General features: G+C 54.8%; 19 protein-coding genes. 1 reads left to right on the top strand and 18 read right to left on the bottom strand.

The window, feature by feature from the left end; translation table 11 throughout:
* The 14 genes from VU18_RS20755 to VU18_RS14760 form a co-directional block, all read right to left on the bottom strand.
* Positions 1-249: L-threonylcarbamoyladenylate synthase (locus VU18_RS20755; RefSeq protein ID WP_236687425.1), on the bottom strand; the 249-nt coding region annotated here is incomplete at its 3' end.
* 129 nt (positions 250-378) lie between these two features.
* Entirely contained in the window at positions 379-1,242 is an 864-nt protein-coding gene (gene spoIIR / locus VU18_RS14700) for a stage II sporulation protein R (protein ID WP_047758398.1), read from the bottom strand.
* Between the two features lie 59 nt (positions 1,243-1,301).
* Positions 1,302-2,183, bottom strand: coding sequence for a peptide chain release factor N(5)-glutamine methyltransferase (gene prmC, locus VU18_RS14705; protein WP_047758386.1), 882 nt, complete (start codon positions 2,181-2,183; stop codon positions 1,302-1,304).
* A complete protein-coding gene (prfA, locus tag VU18_RS14710) occupies positions 2,173-3,249 on the bottom strand; it encodes a peptide chain release factor 1 (protein ID WP_011232845.1) in 1,077 nt (358 codons plus the stop codon). Before prfA ends, prmC begins: the two co-directional genes overlap by 11 nt.
* A gap of 95 nt (positions 3,250-3,344) precedes the next feature.
* Positions 3,345-3,785, bottom strand: coding sequence for a hypothetical protein (locus VU18_RS14715; RefSeq protein WP_015376071.1), 441 nt, complete (start codon positions 3,783-3,785; stop codon positions 3,345-3,347).
* Between the two features lie 79 nt (positions 3,786-3,864).
* Positions 3,865-4,128: a hypothetical protein gene (locus VU18_RS20760; RefSeq protein ID WP_190300015.1), complete on the bottom strand. Its 264-nt coding sequence runs from the start codon at positions 4,126-4,128 to the stop codon at positions 3,865-3,867.
* Positions 4,121-4,744, bottom strand: coding sequence for a thymidine kinase (locus tag VU18_RS14725; RefSeq protein WP_014196962.1), 624 nt, complete (start codon positions 4,742-4,744; stop codon positions 4,121-4,123). The genes VU18_RS20760 and VU18_RS14725 overlap by 8 nt, the downstream gene beginning before the upstream one ends.
* Positions 4,745-4,907: 163 nt before the next feature.
* Positions 4,908-5,108, bottom strand: a complete 201-nt coding sequence (rpmE, locus tag VU18_RS14730) for a 50S ribosomal protein L31 (protein WP_011232848.1) — start codon at positions 5,106-5,108, stop codon at positions 4,908-4,910.
* A 257-nt stretch (positions 5,109-5,365) separates the two neighbouring features.
* Positions 5,366-6,640, bottom strand: a complete 1,275-nt coding sequence (rho, locus tag VU18_RS14735; protein ID WP_011232849.1) for a transcription termination factor Rho — start codon at positions 6,638-6,640, stop codon at positions 5,366-5,368.
* A 252-nt stretch (positions 6,641-6,892) separates the two neighbouring features.
* Positions 6,893-7,855, bottom strand: coding sequence for a class II fructose-bisphosphatase (gene glpX / locus VU18_RS14740; RefSeq protein WP_011232850.1), 963 nt, complete (start codon positions 7,853-7,855; stop codon positions 6,893-6,895).
* Between the two features lie 34 nt (positions 7,856-7,889).
* Complete coding sequence (locus VU18_RS14745; protein WP_011232851.1) at positions 7,890-9,176, bottom strand: UDP-N-acetylglucosamine 1-carboxyvinyltransferase; 1,287 nt, start codon at positions 9,174-9,176, stop codon at positions 7,890-7,892.
* A 132-nt stretch (positions 9,177-9,308) separates the two neighbouring features.
* Complete coding sequence (gene fsa, locus VU18_RS14750) at positions 9,309-9,950, bottom strand: fructose-6-phosphate aldolase (RefSeq protein WP_011232852.1); 642 nt, start codon at positions 9,948-9,950, stop codon at positions 9,309-9,311.
* Between the two features lie 75 nt (positions 9,951-10,025).
* Complete coding sequence (locus VU18_RS14755) at positions 10,026-10,889, bottom strand: class II fructose-bisphosphate aldolase (RefSeq protein ID WP_011232853.1); 864 nt, start codon at positions 10,887-10,889, stop codon at positions 10,026-10,028.
* A 208-nt stretch (positions 10,890-11,097) separates the two neighbouring features.
* Positions 11,098-11,460, bottom strand: a complete 363-nt coding sequence (locus VU18_RS14760) for a response regulator (protein WP_013146624.1) — start codon at positions 11,458-11,460, stop codon at positions 11,098-11,100.
* Positions 11,461-11,583: 123 nt separating this feature from the next.
* Between VU18_RS14760 and VU18_RS14765 the strand changes: the two genes are divergently transcribed.
* Positions 11,584-12,105 (top strand): DUF2529 domain-containing protein, encoded by a 522-nt coding sequence (locus VU18_RS14765; protein ID WP_011232855.1) that lies wholly within the window; start codon positions 11,584-11,586, stop codon positions 12,103-12,105.
* 180 nt (positions 12,106-12,285) lie between these two features.
* Here VU18_RS14765 and VU18_RS14770 read toward each other — a convergent pair whose 3' ends face one another.
* From VU18_RS14770 to VU18_RS14785, 4 genes are all read right to left on the bottom strand, one after another.
* A complete protein-coding gene (locus VU18_RS14770) occupies positions 12,286-13,881 on the bottom strand; it encodes a CTP synthase (RefSeq protein ID WP_011232856.1) in 1,596 nt (531 codons plus the stop codon).
* 160 nt (positions 13,882-14,041) lie between these two features.
* Complete coding sequence (gene rpoE / locus VU18_RS14775) at positions 14,042-14,599, bottom strand: DNA-directed RNA polymerase subunit delta (RefSeq protein ID WP_011232857.1); 558 nt, start codon at positions 14,597-14,599, stop codon at positions 14,042-14,044.
* Positions 14,600-14,987: 388 nt separating this feature from the next.
* Positions 14,988-18,248, bottom strand: coding sequence for a fused isobutyryl-CoA mutase/GTPase IcmF (gene icmF / locus VU18_RS14780; RefSeq protein WP_011232858.1), 3,261 nt, complete (start codon positions 18,246-18,248; stop codon positions 14,988-14,990).
* A gap of 17 nt (positions 18,249-18,265) precedes the next feature.
* Positions 18,266-18,898, bottom strand: coding sequence for a TetR/AcrR family transcriptional regulator (locus VU18_RS14785; protein WP_011232859.1), 633 nt, complete (start codon positions 18,896-18,898; stop codon positions 18,266-18,268).
* Positions 18,899-19,059 lie beyond the last annotated feature (161 nt).

Genomic DNA, 19,059 nt, shown 5'->3' on the forward strand with positions numbered 1-19,059 from the left:
GGCCATGCTGGCGACATGAACGATGAGCGGATTGTCGCTCGGCCGCCCTTTGGCGGCGAAAATTTTTTCCACCGCGGCTGTATTGGCCGCATCGGCCCCCAACCCGTACACCGTTTCCGTCGGGAATGCGATGACTTCCCCGGCCCGCAGCCATTCAACCGCCTCTCGTATTTGTGGATAAACTTGCTGTTTATCAACAATATTATCCACAACCCAAACACGCGTTTTCAATCGTTTCACCTTCTCCATCGCCGTGATTCGCCTTGAAAATGGCGGCTTTTTTTACAAGCGTCAGATCGCCGCCCGATGCCTTTCCACAGTTATACACAAATTGTGAATAAACTTGTTATTTTTGTGGATAACTTTGTGGATAGATGCTTATGGAATGAGATGGCTGAGCCACTCTTTGAAGAAAAATTTTACTTCCACCGGCTGTTCCGGCTCGGCCATGACGACGAAGGACGAGTCTTGATCATCAGTGTGCCCTTTGTCCTTCTCGCCATCCGCATGGATGGACGAAGCAGCGCGATCTTCGGTTTCCGCCATCGCACCCCTCTCCTCTTTCGGTTCGTCCCGCTCGATGGCCTGCTCGCCGCTTCGCATCGCCTCAGCTTCCGCTTCGGCCGACTCGCTGTTTTGCTTCGACCCGGCTTCCATTGACCGGACGCTCTCAGCCGACACCGGTTCATTCGTTCCTGCAGGCGATCGGTTCGCCGCCATCATGACGGCATCGCTGTTGGAAAAATCGAGAAAACAAAGCGGCGGGAACAGAACGCACCACCAGTTTGCTCCTTTTCCTTCCCCAAGCGTGATCAGCACGGCATCATAGATGCCAGCCGGATATACGTAGTTGCCGTACACTTTCGTCGGAAAATGAACCGGGCCAAACTCCACTTTGTACGTTTGATCGCTTTGTTCATCGCGCAACACGCGGGCGACCGTCCGCTCGATGTCCGGCAGGTGAGAGCGGATGACGCGCTTTGCTTCCTCAAACGAAGTGAGTTCGGCCACCCAGCCGTTGATTTGCGTATTGACCGCATCACGCACTTTTCGCTTCAATTGTTGGTCTTCATCGGCGTCGCTGTTGGCTAAAATGCGCAAGCGGATTGCCTCATCAGGGATGGCGACCGCCGCGTTCGCCCCGGCGTCCGTCTTGTGGCCGTACAGCTCGACGAGTACGCCTGTCGTTAATAGAATGATATATAAACATATGGCAATGGCATTTCCTTTGATGGTCATCATCGGCACCGTCCTTTCACCTTTCATTGTGGACGGCGCCGCTCGTTTTTAAACCTATCAATCTAACACTTTTTCCCGTTTTTCTGCCTCGTCATGTACACCATCCGGTCTTTGCCGTTGAGGTCAAAATCGACTTCCACTGCGGCTTCTGGAAACGCTGCGGCCAAGAGCGCCGCCACTGCTTCCCCTTGCCCGGCGCCGACTTCAAAAGCGGCAAGCGCCGGCGCGCCGAGCACAAGCGGCAGCTCGCGGGCGAAGCGGCGGTAAAAATCGAGCCCATCGCGGCCGCCAAAGAGCGCCGTGTGCGGCTCATAGTTTTTGACGACCGGGGAAAGCATAGCGGCGTCCGTCTCTGGAATGTACGGCGGATTGGAAACGACGACATCGACCGTCCACCCCATGGCCATGATCGGCTGCAGCAAATCGCCGCACAAAAATGAAACGTTCGCCCCGAGCCGCCGGGCGTTTTCACGGGCGACCGCGAGCGCCGCTTCGGAAATATCGGTTGCGGTCACCGACAACGCTTTGTTCTCCAGCGCCAATGTCACGGCGATCGCCCCGCTGCCAGTGCCGACGTCAACGACATCGATCCGCTTCCGACCAGCAAATAGACGCGGCACCCGCTTTAGGACGCCAAGCACCAGTTCTTCCGTTTCCGGGCGCGGGATTAACACATGGCGATTGACAAGAAACAACCGGCCGTAAAACGATTCATAGCCGATCAAATATTGAATCGGCACATGGTCCACCGCATGGCGGCGCACATCGGCCGCAAATCGTTCATATACCGCTTCGTCGACCGGCTCGCGCCAACGGGCGAACAGCCCGGCCCGATCGGTGCGCAAATGGTGGCACAATAGCCACTCCGCCGCCCGCTCCTCTTTTCCGTGGGCGCGCAAAAAAGAAGAAGCCCAGGCGAGGACTTCATGTACGTTACGACGCATCGTTCGCTTGCTCCAATTTTTTCGCTTGGTCGTCCAAAATGAGCGCCTCGATGATTTCATCCAAATGCCCATCGAGCACTTGATCGAGCTTTTGGATCGTCAGTCCGATGCGGTGGTCGGTGACGCGGTTTTGCGGGAAGTTGTACGTGCGAATGCGTTCAGAACGATCGCCGGTGCCGACAGCTTGCTTGCGCGTTTGGTCGTATTCAGCGCGCGCTTCTTGCTGGTATTTGTCGTAAATGCGGGCGCGCAATACTTTCATCGCTTTTTCTTTGTTTTTGATTTGCGATTTTTCGTCTTGGCACGTGACGACAATGCCGGTCGGAATATGGGTGAGGCGCACGGCCGACATCGTCGTGTTGACGCTTTGCCCACCCGGTCCGCTTGAGGCGAACGTGTCGACGCGAATGTCTTTTTCATTGATTTCGACTTCGATTTCTTCCATCTCCGGCAGGCAGGCGACCGTCGCCGTCGACGTATGGATGCGCCCGCCTGACTCCGTTTCCGGGACGCGCTGGACGCGGTGCGCGCCGTTTTCAAACTTCAGCTTTGAATACGCCCCTTTGCCGTTGATCATAAAAATGATTTCTTTATAGCCGCCGAGGCCGGTCGGGCTCGCTTCGATCACTTCCGTCTTCCACCCTTGCGATTCCGCATAGCGCGTATACATCCGGTACAAGTCGCCGGCAAACAGCGCCGCCTCTTCGCCGCCGGCGGCCGCGCGGATTTCCATAATGACGTTTTTCTCATCGTTCGGATCTTTCGGCAAAAGCAACACTTTCAGCTTTTCAACGAGCGCCTCTTCCCGTTCTTCCAGCTCGCCGATTTCCTCTTTCACCATCTCGCGCAGCTCCGGCTCCAGCTTTTCTTCGAGCATCGCTTTCGCTTCGGCCAGCTGCTCGCGAACCGATTTGTATTCGCGGTACGTTTGCACCGTTTCTTCCAAATCCGCCTGCTCTTTCGAATAATCGCGCAGCTTTTTCGGATCGTTGATGACGTCGGGGTCCATCAACAGTTCATTGAGCTTTTCATACCGTTGCTCCACAGCTTCCAACCGATCAAACACATCATTCACCTCTGTTTTTCCCACACAGTCTAATTTTAGATTATAGCATGAAATGAAGCCAAACAAAAACCCCCGCTTTTGGCAAGCGGGAGCTCTCAGTTGACGCGCACGATGACCTCGTATGTCGGGATCGCTTTTGTCAGCAGCTTGTCAATGCGTTGCGCCTCGCGCTGCCGCTCCTCGTCAGACAGCTCTTCCGGTGCATCAACGGTCACATACATATTGCCGCCGTGAAACCAGATGGAGTCGGCGTGGTAATCGGTGTACCGCTCGATGAGTTGTGCTGCCTTGCGCGTATCGGCGCGCTGGTTTTCGCTTCCTTCGGTCAAGCTGATAAAATTCGGGTTTTGCCGCACGTTTTCCGGATCGTCGAAGTTGTTGTACAAGTCTCTGTCAGCGTCGATCTTCGGCCGCCCGTCCGTCATCAGCCGCGCGCCGTTTTTGTCCTCGCTTTGCTGGCGGTAGGACGGATGATCCGGAGCGAGCGAACAGGCCGAAAGCAGGAAGATCATTCCTAACAGCCAGATGCGTCTCATCCTTTTTCGCCTCCTTAGCTGTTAGGATGTCCATGATCGCCCGTCAATGATACACGGCAAGCCATAAATCTTTCTGCCATCATTCGTCTATTTTGCGGCGAACGAACAAAAGGGGCAGCCTAGTCAAGCGAACGATCAATGATGAACGAGCCGCATGCCAAACGCTTTTTCCTCCCATAGCGAATGGACGCACGAGACGGGCGAGAATGATGGCGCCGCTTCCGCCCTTCTCGGTCGGCGAAACATACGAATATGCACCGTTTCCATCAACGATGGCTGCGCTTCGCCACTTGGCCGATGAAAGCGGCCAAACAACATCCGTGACCGCCTCACCATCACTCACCCGTATGTCCAGCAAGCGGGCGGTTGTATCGCTTTTTCGGTTTGCCAGGCACTTCATGGTGATGGCGGCAGCGAGGCTCGTACGCCTCGCTGGCGCCGACGAGAATCACCGGATCGTCATAAGAGGCGGGCGCCCCGTTAATGAGCCGCTGCGTCCGGCTGGCCGGGGAACCGCATACCGTGCAAACCGCCTGCAGCTTCGTCACCGACTCCGCGATCGCCATCAGCGCCGGCACGGGGCCAAACGGTTCGCCGCGAAAATCTTGGTCGAGCCCCGCGGCGATGACGCGGTAGCCGCAATCAGCGAGCGTTTGCACCACATCGATGATGTCGTCGGAAAAAAACTGTATTTCATCGATGGCGACGACGTCGGTGGCGGCGGAAATGTAGCGGAACATTTCCGCCGGCGTCGCGACCGGAATGGCGATCACCGAATTGCCGTTGTGCGACACGACTGCGTCTTCGCTATAACGATTGTCGATCGTCGGTTTGAACACTTTCACTTCCTGCTTGGCAAACTGAGCGCGGCGGACGCGGCGAATCAATTCTTCTGATTTGCCGGAAAACATGCATCCACAAATGAGCTCAAGCCAGCCGGACTGCGTCATCACGTACATCGGGGCCTCTCCTTTCACACAACACTGTCCTCAAACCATCGGCCGCTCCTTGCCGTCTGCCATCGCAACGATCAGCGGGATCAGCTTGATAAGCAACCGGCCTTCCATCTGCTCTCACGAAAAAGCAGGCAAGTTTCGCTTGCCTGCTTTCGTCACGTCCTTGTTACTTAAGGCCGTATTTTTTATTGAATTTATCCACGCGGCCCGCTGCCGTAACAAATTTTTGTTTGCCCGTGAAGAACGGATGGCATTCCGAGCAAATCTCCACGCGCAGCTCGTCTTTGACCGAACCGCTTTCGAATTCGTTGCCGCATGCGCAACGGACGATGACTTTTTTGTACTCTGGATGGATGCCTTGTTTCATCGTTTTCATCTCCTTCCGCCCTGTATCTTATCGAAACAGAGTGATTCGTAGCATGGAACGCTTCATGCTTATGCGCGCCCGCCCGTTTGGCAAGGCGCAGCGCATGGAACAGCTGGGACTCCACCGAAGCGAACCCAGCCGGTGCAAATCACGGATCGCACAAACCAAAAGGCGATAGCCAAAACACACATGTTAAGATTATAACAGCTTTTCTGTCAGTTTGCAACGGGCGATTCGCGGCAAATTCCGCCAACTGCCTACAGACGGGGCGGGCCGCCCTGTTTCCACTCCTGATCGAGCAAGGCGAAAAACTCTTCGTTTGACTTCGTCCGGCGCAATTTGTTCAAAAACCGCTCGATAAAGTCGGGCGAATCGGCCATCGTTTTGCGGATCGCCCACAGCTTTTCCAAATGTTCTTTCGGGATGAGCAGCTCCTCTTTGCGCGTTCCCGAGCGGCGAATGTCAATCGCCGGAAAAATGCGGCGCTCGGCGAGCGAGCGGTCAAGATGGAGCTCCATGTTGCCGGTGCCTTTAAATTCCTCGTAAATGACGTCATCCATGCGCGACCCGGTGTCAATGAGGGCGGTCGCCAAAATCGTCAAGCTGCCGCCTTCTTCGATGTTGCGCGCCGCGCCGAAAAACCGCTTCGGGCGATGAAACGCCGCTGGGTCGATCCCTCCTGAGAGCGTGCGTCCGCTCGGCGGAATGACCAAGTTGTACGCCCGGGCGAGGCGGGTGATGCTGTCCATTAAAATGACGACGTCACGCTTATGCTCAACTAATCGCATCGCCCGTTCTAAGACAAGCTCGGCCACTTTAATATGGTTTTCCGGCACCTCATCAAACGTCGAGCTGACGACATCGCCTTGCACCGACCGCTCGATGTCGGTCACTTCTTCCGGCCGTTCGTCAATGAGCAAGACGATCAACTCGACATCCGGGTGGTTTGTGGTGATGCTGTTGGCAATTTCCTTCAGCAGCATCGTCTTGCCAGCTTTCGGCGGCGCGACGATCAACCCGCGCTGGCCAAAGCCGACGGGAGCGATCAAGTCGATGATGCGGGTCGACAGCTTGTCCGGCGTTGTCTCCAGCTTCATTTGCCGATTCGGGTAAAGCGGCGTCAACGCTGGAAAGTGAACGCGCTCCTTGGCGACTTCCGGGTCTTCGCCGTTGACCGCTTCGACATGAAGCAAGCCGAAGTAGCGTTCATTTTCTTTCGGCGGCCGCACTTTGCCGGATACTTTATCCCCGTTGCGCAAATCAAAACGGCGGATTTGGGAAGCGGAAATGTAAATGTCTTCCGAGCTCGGGGAATAGTTGATCGGGCGCAAAAAGCCGAATCCTTCCGACGGAATGATTTCGAGGATGCCTTCCATGAAAAAGAGGCCGTCTTGTTCGGCACGCGCTTTCAAAATCGCAAAAATAAGCTCCTTTTTCGTCAACTTGCTGTAGTATGAAATTTTGTATTGCTTGGCGAGCTCATACAGCTCCTTCAATTTCATGTTTTCTAGTGCTGCTAACGTTAATTCCATCTTGACACCACACTTTGCAAATTTTCCTATTCTCCCATCGTTCGTGTTCGGACGTATTGGTCATCAATTCGACAGGCGAAGGGATTCATTTCGAAGATGATGAAGGCTGAAATGAAATAAAGAAGTAGAATGGCAGAGCTTATTTTTGCATAAGCAACACGACTATTTTACCCTTTTTTCTTCTTTTTAATCAATATTTTTTTGTTTTTCCGAGCCAGGCGCGGCTCCGGCGCCCGGCCGGATGGTAGGATATCATTTGATGACTAAGTTCGGTTTTTTCTTCAAACTGTGCCGCCCTTCGATGAAGCGGACCGTGCCGGACTTGGCCCGCATGACGACGGAGTGGGTGAGGCCGTACGCCCCTTTCAGCCGCACGCCGCGCAACAGCTCGCCGTCGGTGACGCCGGTGGCGGCAAAAATCGCGTCGTCTCCTTTCACCAAATCGTCCATGCGCAGCACTTTGTTGACGTCAATGCCCATTTGTTTGCACCGCTCGACTTCATCGTCGTTTTGCGGCAGCAACTTCCCTTGCAGTTCGCCGCCAAGGCATTTCAACGCGACCGCCGCGAGCACTCCTTCCGGCGCGCCGCCCGAGCCGAACAAAATGTCAACGCCGGTATGGTCAAACGCCGTGTTAATGGCGGCGGCGACATCGCCGTCATTGATGAGCTTAATGCGGGCGCCGGCTTCACGCAGCTCATGAATGAGACGCTCATGGCGCGGACGGTTGAGAACAACCGCGACGACGTCTTCAATATCTTTGTTTTTCGCCTTCGCCACCGCCTTTAAATTGTCGATGATCGGCGCCTCAATGTCAATCATCCCGACCGCTTCCGGCCCGACGGCGATTTTCTCCATGTACATGTCCGGCGCGTGAAGCAGATGACCGTGGTCAGCGACAGCGACGACAGCCAAGGCGTTCCATCCCCCGGAAGCGACGATGTTCGTCCCTTCAAGCGGGTCGACAGCGACATCGACGCGTGGGCCATAGCCGTTGCCGAGCTTTTCCCCGATATACAGCATCGGCGCTTCGTCCATTTCCCCTTCGCCGATGACGACGGTGCCTTTCATCGGCACGGTGTCAAACACGTCGCGCATCGCCGACGTCGCGGCGTCATCAGCCTCATTCTTTTTCCCGCGCCCCATCCAGCGGGCGGCGGCAAGCGCCGCCGCTTCGGTGACGCGCACGAGTTCCATCGATAAGCTTCGTTCCATCGTCGTTCTCCCCTTCCCCTTTGTCGACTGGACGTTACGCGTTTTTCACTTGCTCGATTTCTTCATCGGTCATTTTTTCGCGCCAAATGGTGGCGCCGATGTCAGACAGTTTTTCGACGAGGTTGCTGTAGCCGCGGTCGATATGCTCGACGCCGGTGATCTCCGTCACTCCTTCAGCCATCAGCCCGGCAATGACAAGCGCCGCCCCGGCGCGCAAATCGCTCGCCTTCACTTTCGCCCCTTGCAGTTTGACGGGGCCGGTGACGATGGCTGAGCGGCCTTCGACTTTTACATTGGCGTTCATGCGCCGCAATTCATCGACATGCTTGAAGCGGGCGCTGTAAATCGTGTCGGTGACGACGCTTGTGCCGTTGGCTTTTGTCAGCAGCGCGGTAAACGGCTGCTGCAGATCAGTTGGGAAGCCCGGATAGACGAGCGTCTTGACGTCAACCGCTTTCAAAACGTCGGTGCCGCAGACGAGAATTTGATCTTCCCCCGTCTCCACGCGCACCCCCATTTCGCGCAATTTGGCCGTCAGCGATTCAACGTGCTGCGGGATGACGTTGTCGACGACGACTTCGCCATTGGTGGCCGCGGCGGCGATCATGTACGTCCCGGCTTCGATCCGATCCGGGATGATGGCATGGCGGCAGCCCGATAATTTTTCGACGCCGTCAATGCGGATCACATCGGTGCCGGCTCCTTTGATTTTCGCGCCCATATTCGAAAGCAATGTCGCTACATCGATGATTTCCGGCTCTTTCGCCGCATTTTCGATAATCGTCCGCCCTTTGGCGCGCACCGCCGCCAGCATGATGTTGATCGTCGCGCCGACGCTGACGACGTCCAAAAAAATGCGGGCTCCGCGCAGTTCCTCCGCGCGCAAGTAAATGGCGCCCTGCTCGTTCGTTACGGTGGCTCCCAGCGCCTCAAACCCTTTGATATGCTGGTCAATCGGGCGCGGACCGAGATGACATCCGCCCGGCAAGCCGACAACCGCTCTTTTGAAGCGGCCAAGCATCGCCCCCATCAAATAGTAGGAGGCGCGCAGCTTTTTCACCTTCCCATTTGGAAGCGGCATGGACACCATATTCGTTGGGTCGATGACCGCCTCTTTGCCGTCAAACGAAAACGAGCCGCCGATTTCTTCGATCAAGCTTCCTAAAATGTGCACGTCGGAAATGTCCGGCAACCCCTCGATCGTCACCGGCGAATCGGCCAAAATCGCTGCAGGAATCAAAGCGACCGCGCTGTTTTTCGCACCGCTCACTTTGATCGTTCCCCGCAGCCGATCTCCGCCGATAATTTTCATTTTATCCATCGTCGTCTCCCTTCTTTGCTCGGAAGTTGGCTTCACCCCTGGGACGAAAAAGCAAAGCCGGGCGGGCTCATCACGTCCGGCCTGAACGCGGCAGAGCGAGCCCGCTTCACCCAAGAGGCAAACGGCTTACTTTCATTTTTGCCGATTCCAGTCGGCGAGAAACTTCTCAATTCCTTGATCGGTCAGCGGATGGTTGAACAATTGCATAAGCACCTTGTACGGAACCGTGGCAATATGCGCCCCGCGCAACGCCGCTTCTGTCACATGGTGCGGATGGCGGATCGAAGCGGCGATGATTTCCGTTTCAATGCCATGAATGTTGAAAATCTCAGCGATGGTGGAAATGAGCTCTAAACCGTTATGGCCGATGTCATCGAGGCGGCCGAGGAACGGAGAGACGTACGTCGCGCCGGCGCGTGCGGCCAAGAGCGCCTGGTTGGCGGTGAACACAAGCGTCACATTCGTTTGAATCCCTTTTTCGCTGAACGCCTTGACTGCTTTTAAGCCTTCCGGCGTCATCGGCACTTTGATCGTAATGTTCGGGGCGATTTTCGCCAGCTCTTCGCCTTCCGCGATCATGCCAGCGGCGTCGGTCGAAATGACTTCAGCGCTCACCGAACCAGAAACGATCGATGTAATTTCGCGCAACCGATCATGGAACGATACGTTCTCCTTCGCCACGAGGCTTGGGTTGGTCGTGACGCCGGCCAAAATGCCGAGTTCATGGGCGTGTTTGATTTCTTCCAAGTTGGCAGTGTCGATAAAAAATTTCATGCTGAACCCTCCTTGTTATTCGTTGCACATGCAAAGGCAGCCGCGCGGCGGCCAAACGCCGCCCGCGAAGCCGATTCATCGCGCCGCTTTTCCGGACGAGCCAAACTCGCGCATTTTGCCGATGACCGTCGCTTTGATGGCGTCGCGGCCCGGGCCGATGATTTTGCGCGGATCATAGACGTTCGGGTCTTTCGCGAGCAGTTCGCGGACGACTTTGGTAAACGCCATTTGGTTTTCGGTATTGACGTTGATTTTCGATGTGCCAAGGGAGATCGCGCGTTGAATTTGTTCGGTCGGAATGCCGGTGCCGCCGTGGAGCACAAGCGGAACGCCGGTTAAATCGCGGATTTGCTCCATTTCGGCAAATCCGAGCTTCGGCTCTCCTTTGTACGGGCCGTGCACAGAACCGAGCGCCGGGGCGAGACAGTCGACGCCTGTCCGTTTGACAAGCTCTTCGCACTCTTTCGGGTCGGCGTAAATGATCCCTTCTCCGACGACGTCGTCTTCCTGCCCGCCGACGATGCCGAGCTCCGCTTCGACCGAAACGCCGCGCGCATGAGCATATTCAACGACTTGCGAGGTGATGCGGACGTTTTCTTCAAATGGATGGTGGGAGGCGTCAATCATAACCGAGGTGAACCCGGCGTCAATCGCCGCTTTGCATTTTTCAAAGCTCGATCCATGGTCGAGATGGATGGCGACCGGAACGGTGATGTTCATGTCTTCCATTAACCCTTTGACCATATTGACGACCGTTTTGAATCCGCTCATATAGCGGGCCGCCCCTTCGGAGACGCCGAGAATGACCGGCGATTTTTCCTCTTCGGCCGCCGCTAAAATGGCTTGTGTCCATTCCAAGTTGTTAATGTTAAATTGACCGACCGCGTATTTGCCGCGCAGCGCCTCGTTGAGCATCTCTTTCATCGATACTAACGGCATGGTTCCATCCTCCTTAGCTGATCGTCGTCTTTGTCGCCCTGGCGGTGACTGGGTCCACAGGCGCAAAATCCATCTACGTTATAAGCATACCAACTTGCCGGCAAAACGGCAACATTTCCACCCTTTATTCTCCTAAAGACGACAGCGTCATCAATGTCCATCGATGCGCTTTCTTTGCCAAAGGAAAGCCGCTCGTCGATGGCGCTGTCTAGGCGGTAATGTATTTTTTGACGGCAACGCGCAAATCGTCAATATCAAACGGCTTGGCAAAATGCATCAGCGCCCCGAGCTCTTTCGTTTCTTGAATCATATCGAGCTCCCCGTAGGCGGTCATGATGATCACCTTAATATCCGGATCAATCTCTTTCAACCGTTTTAAAATTTCAATGCCGTCCATGCCAGGAATTTTCATATCAAGAAGCACAAGATCGGGGTGATGTTTGCGGGCGATTTCGAGCGCCTGCATGCCGTTGGCGGCCTGATACGTTACATACCCCTCCCGCTGAAACACTTCGTTGAGCAAAATGCGGATGCCATACTGGTCGTCGACAATCAAAATTTTGTTTCCCACAGTTATGCACCTCTATTCCCTGTTTTCTCCCTATTAATGTTTCGCATTTGGCAAACCCTTTTCCTGCTTGCTTTTCTTGTTGTTTGCCGATTTTGTATAATAGCGGCGAAGGGAGGCCGAACCGTGAAAATTTTAACGACGCAAACGATCGGATTGTTGCAAAAAATCGCCGCGGATGAAGAGCTGGCGCTCGAAGACGGGGCGCGTCTGCTCGCTCAGGCCGCCATCGGTGATGGACGCATTTGGCTGTATGGCATAGGTGAACTCGATGCGGTCGTCACCGCCGCGCTTCTTGGCCCCGATCCGCTGCCGAAAGCCAAACGGCTTGAGCCGACAGCAACCGATGACTGGCAGGAAACGGACCGAGCGCTTCTATTTGCCCGCTTTTCCGCCGATCCTGAGGCCATTCGCCTCGTCGAACAGCTGCAGGCGCACGGCGTTGATGCAGTGGCCGTCGCGGCGCTCGTCAAGGATGAACCCGGACTGGCCGATATGGCCACCGTCTTTATCGACAGCAAACTTTCCCGCCCGCTCGTGCCGACCGAAGACGGCCGCCGCATCGGCATGCCGACGATCATCACCGCTTCATTCATCTACTACGGACTGCGCGTTTTGCTCGATGAAATTTTGGCGGAATATGAATAACAGCCGCCATGAAAGCGAGCGCTCTCCGACCGGCCAAAGGCAAAGAGGTATAGAAACCGCCCAAAAAACAGCGCCTGATCAATGGGCATCGTGCTTGACAAGATGAAAAATATCCAAAAAAGAAAGGGGGCTGAACCCAAAAGGCCGTTCTACGGCTTTTTTGGGACAGCCCCTTTTTCGTCACTCTTTCAGCGACGCTCTGACAAACTCGCGGAACAGCGGCTGCGGCCGCGTCGGGCGCGAGGTGAATTCCGGATGGAATTGCGCGGCGACGAACCACGGATGATCCTTGAGTTCGATCACTTCAACCAACCGTCCGTCCGGACTCGTGCCGGAAAAGACGAAGCCGTGCTCTTCCATGATCGGCCGGTATTGGTTGTTGAATTCGTACCGATGGCGATGGCGCTCGTAAATGACTTCATCGCCGTAGGCGGCGTAGGCAAGCGTCCCTTCCTGCAGCTTGCACGGATACAAGCCGAGGCGGAGCGTGCCGCCTAAATCTTCGACATCCTTCTGCTCCGGAAGCAAGTCGATGATCGGATGCGGCGTGTTCGGGTCAAACTCGGACGAATGGGCGCCGGACAACCCGACAACATGGCGAGCAAATTCAATCGAGGCGAGCTGCATTCCTAAGCAAATGCCCAAAAACGGCACGCGCTGCTCGCGGGCGTAGCGGATCGCCTCAATCTTCCCTTCGACCCCGCGGTCGCCGAACCCGCCCGGAACCAAAATGCCGTCCGCATCTTTCAACAGGTCGGCTACATTGTCACGCGTCACATGCTCAGCATTGATCCACTGAATATCAATGTCGGTGTCAAACGCATACCCCGCATGACGGAGCGCCTCAACAACAGAAATATAGGCGTCCGGAAGCTCGACGTATTTGCCAACCAAAGCGATTTTCGTCGTTTTCGATAAGTTGCGCACTTTCTCGACGAGCGCCTTCCATTCGGTCATATCCGCTTCGCGGCAGTTGAGGCGCAAATGTTCGCACACGATTTGGTCCAGTTTTTGTTCTTGAAGCATAAGCGGGACCGCATACAGCGTGTCGGCATCGCGCGCCTCGATGACCGCTTTCGGATCGATGTCGCAAAAGAGGGCGATTTTCTCTTTCATTTCCTGCGGCATCGGCATTTCCGTGCGCACGACGATGACGTTCGGCTGAATGCCGAGGCTGCGCAATTCTTTCACGCTGTGCTGCGTCGGCTTCGTTTTCATTTCCCCAGCCGCCTTGATGTACGGCACGAGCGTGCAGTGGATGTACATGACGTTTTCTCGTCCAACATCGCTTTTGATTTGGCGGATCGCTTCTAAAAACGGAAGCGATTCAATATCGCCGACCGTGCCGCCGATCTCCGTAATGACGACATCGGCGTTCGTCTCTCTTCCGGCCCGGAAGACGCGCTCTTTAATTTCGTTGGTAATGTGCGGAATGACTTGCACCGTGCCGCCTAGGTAATCGCCGCGGCGCTCTTTGCGGATGACGGCGGAATAAATTTTTCCTGTCGTCACGTTGCTGTATTTGTTTAAATTAATATCGATGAACCGTTCATAATGCCCTAAATCCAAATCCGTCTCTGCACCGTCGTCCGTGACGAACACCTCGCCGTGCTGATACGGGCTCATCGTCCCTGGGTCGACGTTAATGTACGGGTCAAACTTTTGGATCGTCACGTTCAACCCGCGGTTTTTCAACAAACGTCCAAGCGAAGCCGCCGTAATCCCTTTCCCGAGTGAGGAAACAACGCCGCCCGTCACAAAAATGTATTTCGTCATTTTGTCTTCCCCCTTGCCGAAATTGCGGTAACAGTTTCAGTGTTTGCGAAAGGCGCAAATAAAAAACGCTCCGCTTACCGTACGTAAGGGAGCGATCGATTTGTTCGTTTTCAAGAGCCCAACACACATTGTACCGGGTTCCCCTGGCAAAGTCAAGCGGTTATTCGTCTTCGTCCGGCTCTTCGAGATCAAGCTCTTCATCAAGCGGCGCATCGTCCAGCTCAAACTCTTCATCGCCGAGAATGTCATCGTCAAACGCGACGTCTTCGTCCAGATCGAATTCTTCATCTTCCAAGAGCTCGTCTTCATCAAGCTCGAGCTCTTCCCCATCATATTCATCCAAATCGTCGTAATCGAGATCTTCATCTTCAAGCAACTCATCGTATTCATCGTATTCATCGTCAAGCGCTTTTTTCTTCTTCTTCGGCTTGACGATCGTCACCGTTTCGTCTTCTGTCTGGTCAAACGGATACCATGCGCGCAATCCCCAGACGTTTTCCCCAACGCAAATAAACCGGCCGTCGATGTTTAAATCGGTGTAATATTGGGCCAGCCGCGCCTCCATCTCTTCTTCCGATATGCCGGCCAGCGCTGCTGCTTCACGAACGAGTTGATCAAACGGCAGCGCCTCCCGCTTGTCAAGCAAAATGAGGTTCGCCAGCTCGACGAACGACATCTCCTGCAATTCCTCCGGCGAGTATTGCTGCTGCAGGCTCAAGTTCAGCACTCCCCTTCTATATTAATGAAACAAATGAATGCAAGTGGAATACATACCATTCATTATAAACAAATTGTCGGGGTTTATGCTACCCATTTGCCGAAAAAAGCAAAGGAGGGCAGCCCTGCGGCGAGGGCGGCCCTCCTTCCGATTCCGACATATCCGTTGTCACAATCACCTTTGTTCACACCGCTCCACTTTTTCCTTACGAAGCCCATTCGTCTTGATCTTTTGGCCCAATCCGCGTTCCGTTCGTTTCGCCTCCGGCGGGCCAGTACGCCAACAGCCGCTGCCCATCATTCTACCGATCTGCTAAAGTTCAACGGGCCGTTGTCCATTGTGATCAAGGGCGCCCATCGAAAGCAGAAAACAACGAAACTCCCTCGAATTACATATTCCGCCGGTATTGTCCGCCGACTTCGTACAAGGCGCGGGTGATTTGTCCAAGGCTGGCGACTTTCACCGTTTCCATCAATTCTTCGAAAATGTTGCCGCCGCTTGTCGCCACTTGCTTCAGCCGTTCGAGCGCCGGGCCGGCTTTGTCTTTGTTCCGCTCTTGGAATTCGCGCAAGTTGCGGATTTGCGTCTCTTTTTCTTCATACGTCGCCCGGGCGAGCTGGATGTTGTTCAGTTCGTCCTCTGACGGCGGATTCGGGTTCAAGAACGTGTTGACGCCGATGATCGGCAGTTCGCCGGTATGTTTTTTCGTTTCATAGTAAAGTGATTCGTCTTGAATTTTGCCGCGCTGGTATTGCATCTCCATCGCCCCGAGCACGCCGCCGCGGTCGTTGAGCCGTTCAAACTCTTGCAACACCGCTTCTTCAACCAAATCGGTCAGCTCTTCAATGATGAACGACCCTTGGAGCGGGTTTTCGTTTTTGGTCAGGCCAAACTCTTTCGTGATAATGAGTTGGATCGCCATCGCCCGACGGACCGACTCTTCGGTCGGTGTCGTGATCGCTTCGTCATAGGCATTCGTATGCAGCGAGTTGCAGTTGTCATAAATCGCCAGAAGCGCCTGCAGCGTCGTGCGGATGTCGTTGAAATCGATCTCCTGCGCGTGCAATGAACGGCCGGACGTTTGGATATGGTATTTCAGTTTCTGGCTCCGTTCGTTGGCGCCGTATTTTTCGCGCATGACGATCGCCCAAATGCGGCGGGCGACGCGGCCGATGACCGAATACTCCGGATCGAGGCCGTTGCTGAAGAAAAACGACAAGTTCGGCGCAAAATCGTCAATGTGCATGCCGCGACTCAAGTAATACTCGACATACGTAAAGCCGTTCGCAAGCGTAAACGCCAGCTGCGTGATCGGGTTCGCCCCCGCCTCGGCGATATGGTAGCCGGAGATCGACACCGAGTAGTAGTTGCGGACGCGGTGCTTGATGAAATACTCTTGAATGTCGCCCATCATTTTTAAGGCGAAATCGGTCGAGAAAATGCACGTGTTTTGCCCTTGGTCTTCCTTCAAAATATCGGCTTGAACCGTGCCGCGCACCGTTTGCAGCGTCCATTCCTTCACTTGTTCGTACTCTTCCGGCGTGAGCGGGCGGCCAAGCTCGGCTTCCTTTTTCTCGACTTGCTGGTCAATCGCCGTATTCATAAACATCGCCAGCAAAATCGGAGCCGGACCGTTGATCGTCATCGACACGGATGTGAGCGGGTCGCACAAGTCAAACCCTTTGTACAGCTTTTTCATATCATCAAGTGTACAGACGCTGACACCGCTTTCCCCGACTTTGCCGAAAATGTCCGGCCGGTAGTCCGGGTCTTCGCCATAGAGCGTCACGGAGTCGAACGCGGTGCTGAGCCGCTTCGCCTTGTCTTCTTTGCACAAGTAATGGAAGCGGCGGTTCGTGCGCTCCGGCGTCCCTTCGCCGGCAAACTGCCGTTTCGGGTCTTCGCCTTGGCGCTTGAACGGAAAGACGCCGGCCGTATACGGGAACGAGCCAGGGACATTTTCTTTATACACCCAGCGCAAAATCTCTCCGTAGTCTTTGAATTTCGGCAAGACGACTTTCGGAATGTCCAAACCGGACAACGTTTTCGTCGTCAGTTCGGTGACAATTTCTTTGTCTCGCACTTTCGTAACAAATTGTTTTGCCGCATATTTCGCTTTCGTTTCTTCCCATGTCGCCAAAATGCGCTTCGATTCCGGCGTCAATTTCGCCTCATAATCCGCTTTGAGCGTCTCGAGCGCGCGGATCACGTCTTCCGCTTCGCCCCGTTCCTTCGCCGCTTCGATGGCCCCTTCAATTTGGAACAGGCGTCTTGCCACTTCGACTTGCTGCTCGGCGCGGCGGTGGTACGAGCGGACCGTTTCCGCGATTTCACGCAAATAGTAGCGGCGCTCGTTCGGGATGATGACATTATGCTTTTCGACATTGGCGACCGTTTTTAAGCTTGTTTTCCAATTCGTTCCTGCTTTTTTATTGATCGTATCCACAAGCGCGACAAAGAGCGTATTCGTGCCTGGGTCGTTAAACTGGCTGGCGATCGTGCCGTACACCGGCATTTCCGAAACATCGCGGTCAAACAGCTGGTGGCTGCGCTGATATTGTTTTTGCACTTGCCGTTTTGCGTCTTCTGACCCTTTGCGCTCGAATTTATTAATGACAATCAAATCGGCATAATCGATCATGTCGATTTTCTCAAGCTGCGTCGGCGCGCCGAACTCGCTTGTCATGACGTACATCGACACGTCGCACACTTCGGTAATGGCGGCGTCGCCTTGGCCGATCCCGCTCGTTTCAATGATGACAAGATCAAATCCGGCCGCTTTGACAACCGAAATGGCGTCGCGAATCGCCGGCGACAGTTCCGTGCGGGAATGGCGCGTCGCCAAGCTTCTCATGTAAACGCGCGGCGAGTTGATCGAGTTCATCCGGATGCGGTCGCCCAACAGCGCCCCGCCCGTTTTTTGCTTCGTCGGGTCGACTGACAAGATCGCGATTTTGATATCAGGAATTTCGTTTAAAAAGCGGCGGACGAGCTCATCGGTGAGCGAGCTTTTCCCAGCTCCGCCTGTGCCGGTGATGCCGAGCACCGGCACGCGCTTCTCGAGCGCCTTCACTTGTTCAATGGCGGCTTCCGCCGCCGCGGCCGCCTCTTTGTTTTCCCCCTCGGCGCGATATTCGCACAGCGTGATGAGCCGGGCGATCGCCTGCACATCGCCGGACGGAAGCCGCTCCAGTTCATCGGTCACCACCGTCACGGTCGGAAAATCGCACTCTTCAAGCATGACGTTGATCATCCCTTGCAAGCCGAGGCGTCGGCCGTCTTCCGGCGAGAAAATGCGGGCGATGCCATATTCGTGCAGCTCTTTGATTTCCCGCGGGATGATGACGCCGCCCCCGCCGCCGTAAATGCGGATATGGGACGCCCCCCGCTCTTGGAGCAGGTCGTACATATATTTAAAAAATTCCATATGCCCGCCTTGATACGAGGAGACGGCAATGCCTTGCACATCTTCCTGAATGGCGGCATTGACGATTTCCTCCACCGATCGGTTATGGCCTAAATGGATGACCTCGGCGCCGCTCGCCTGCAAAATGCGGCGCATAATGTTGATTGAGGCGTCATGGCCGTCAAACAAGCTCGATGCAGTCACAAAGCGGACGTGATGCTTCGGACGGTAAATGTGCGCCATCGTTTCTTCTCCCCCTTTTAGACTCGCTGTTTCTCCATAATCCCCTTTAATAAAAACTCGGTTTGCAGTTCGATATATTCATCGAGTGTATACATTTTCCGCAGCACCCAACGGCGGAACGCCCACATTTGCCCAAGAACGACGATGTTGTGGGCGAACAGGCGGATTTCGCTTTCAGAAAGCTGCAGCGCCCCGCTCTCAACGCATGCGCGCAAAATATGTTCGAAAATCGCCGCCATATCGAGTTCTTTATTCAACACATACGGCAGCGATTCTTTGCTTAGCGCTTTCACTTCTTGATACATGACGAGCACTTCATCATCGAGTTCATCAACAACGCGGAAATAGTGGGCAATGGCGCGCCTTAACCCTTCGATCGTGCCATGGTGGGCACCGAGGTCTTGTTCCGTCCGCTCCCGCACTTCGTCGTAAATGCGGTCGCACACGAGATAGAGGACGTCTTCTTTCTTGCGGATGTACTCGTACAACGTGCCGATGCTGAAGCCGGACGCTTTGGCGATCTCCCTTGTCGTCGTTTGGTGGAAACCTTTTTGTTTAAACAAGGAAATCGCGCCTTTGATCATCTCATTGCGCCGTTTTTTCACGAGCTTTTCGTCTTTGACCGATGCAATCACTTCCCGTTTTTTCATGTTCGTTGTCTCTCCCCCATTCCCATTTGACGGCGGGGCGCCGCCCCGCCCCATGCCTATCCGTGCGCCCTTCCCCAAAGCGCCAAGCCGCCGTTCAGATCCAAAACCATTGAAATGACGCACAATGTTTCAATCGCGCGCCAACACGAATGAGTGGACGC

Source organism: Geobacillus sp. ZGt-1 (assembly GCF_001026865.1).
GTDB classification, from domain to species: Bacteria; Bacillota; Bacilli; order Bacillales; family Anoxybacillaceae; genus Geobacillus; species Geobacillus thermoleovorans.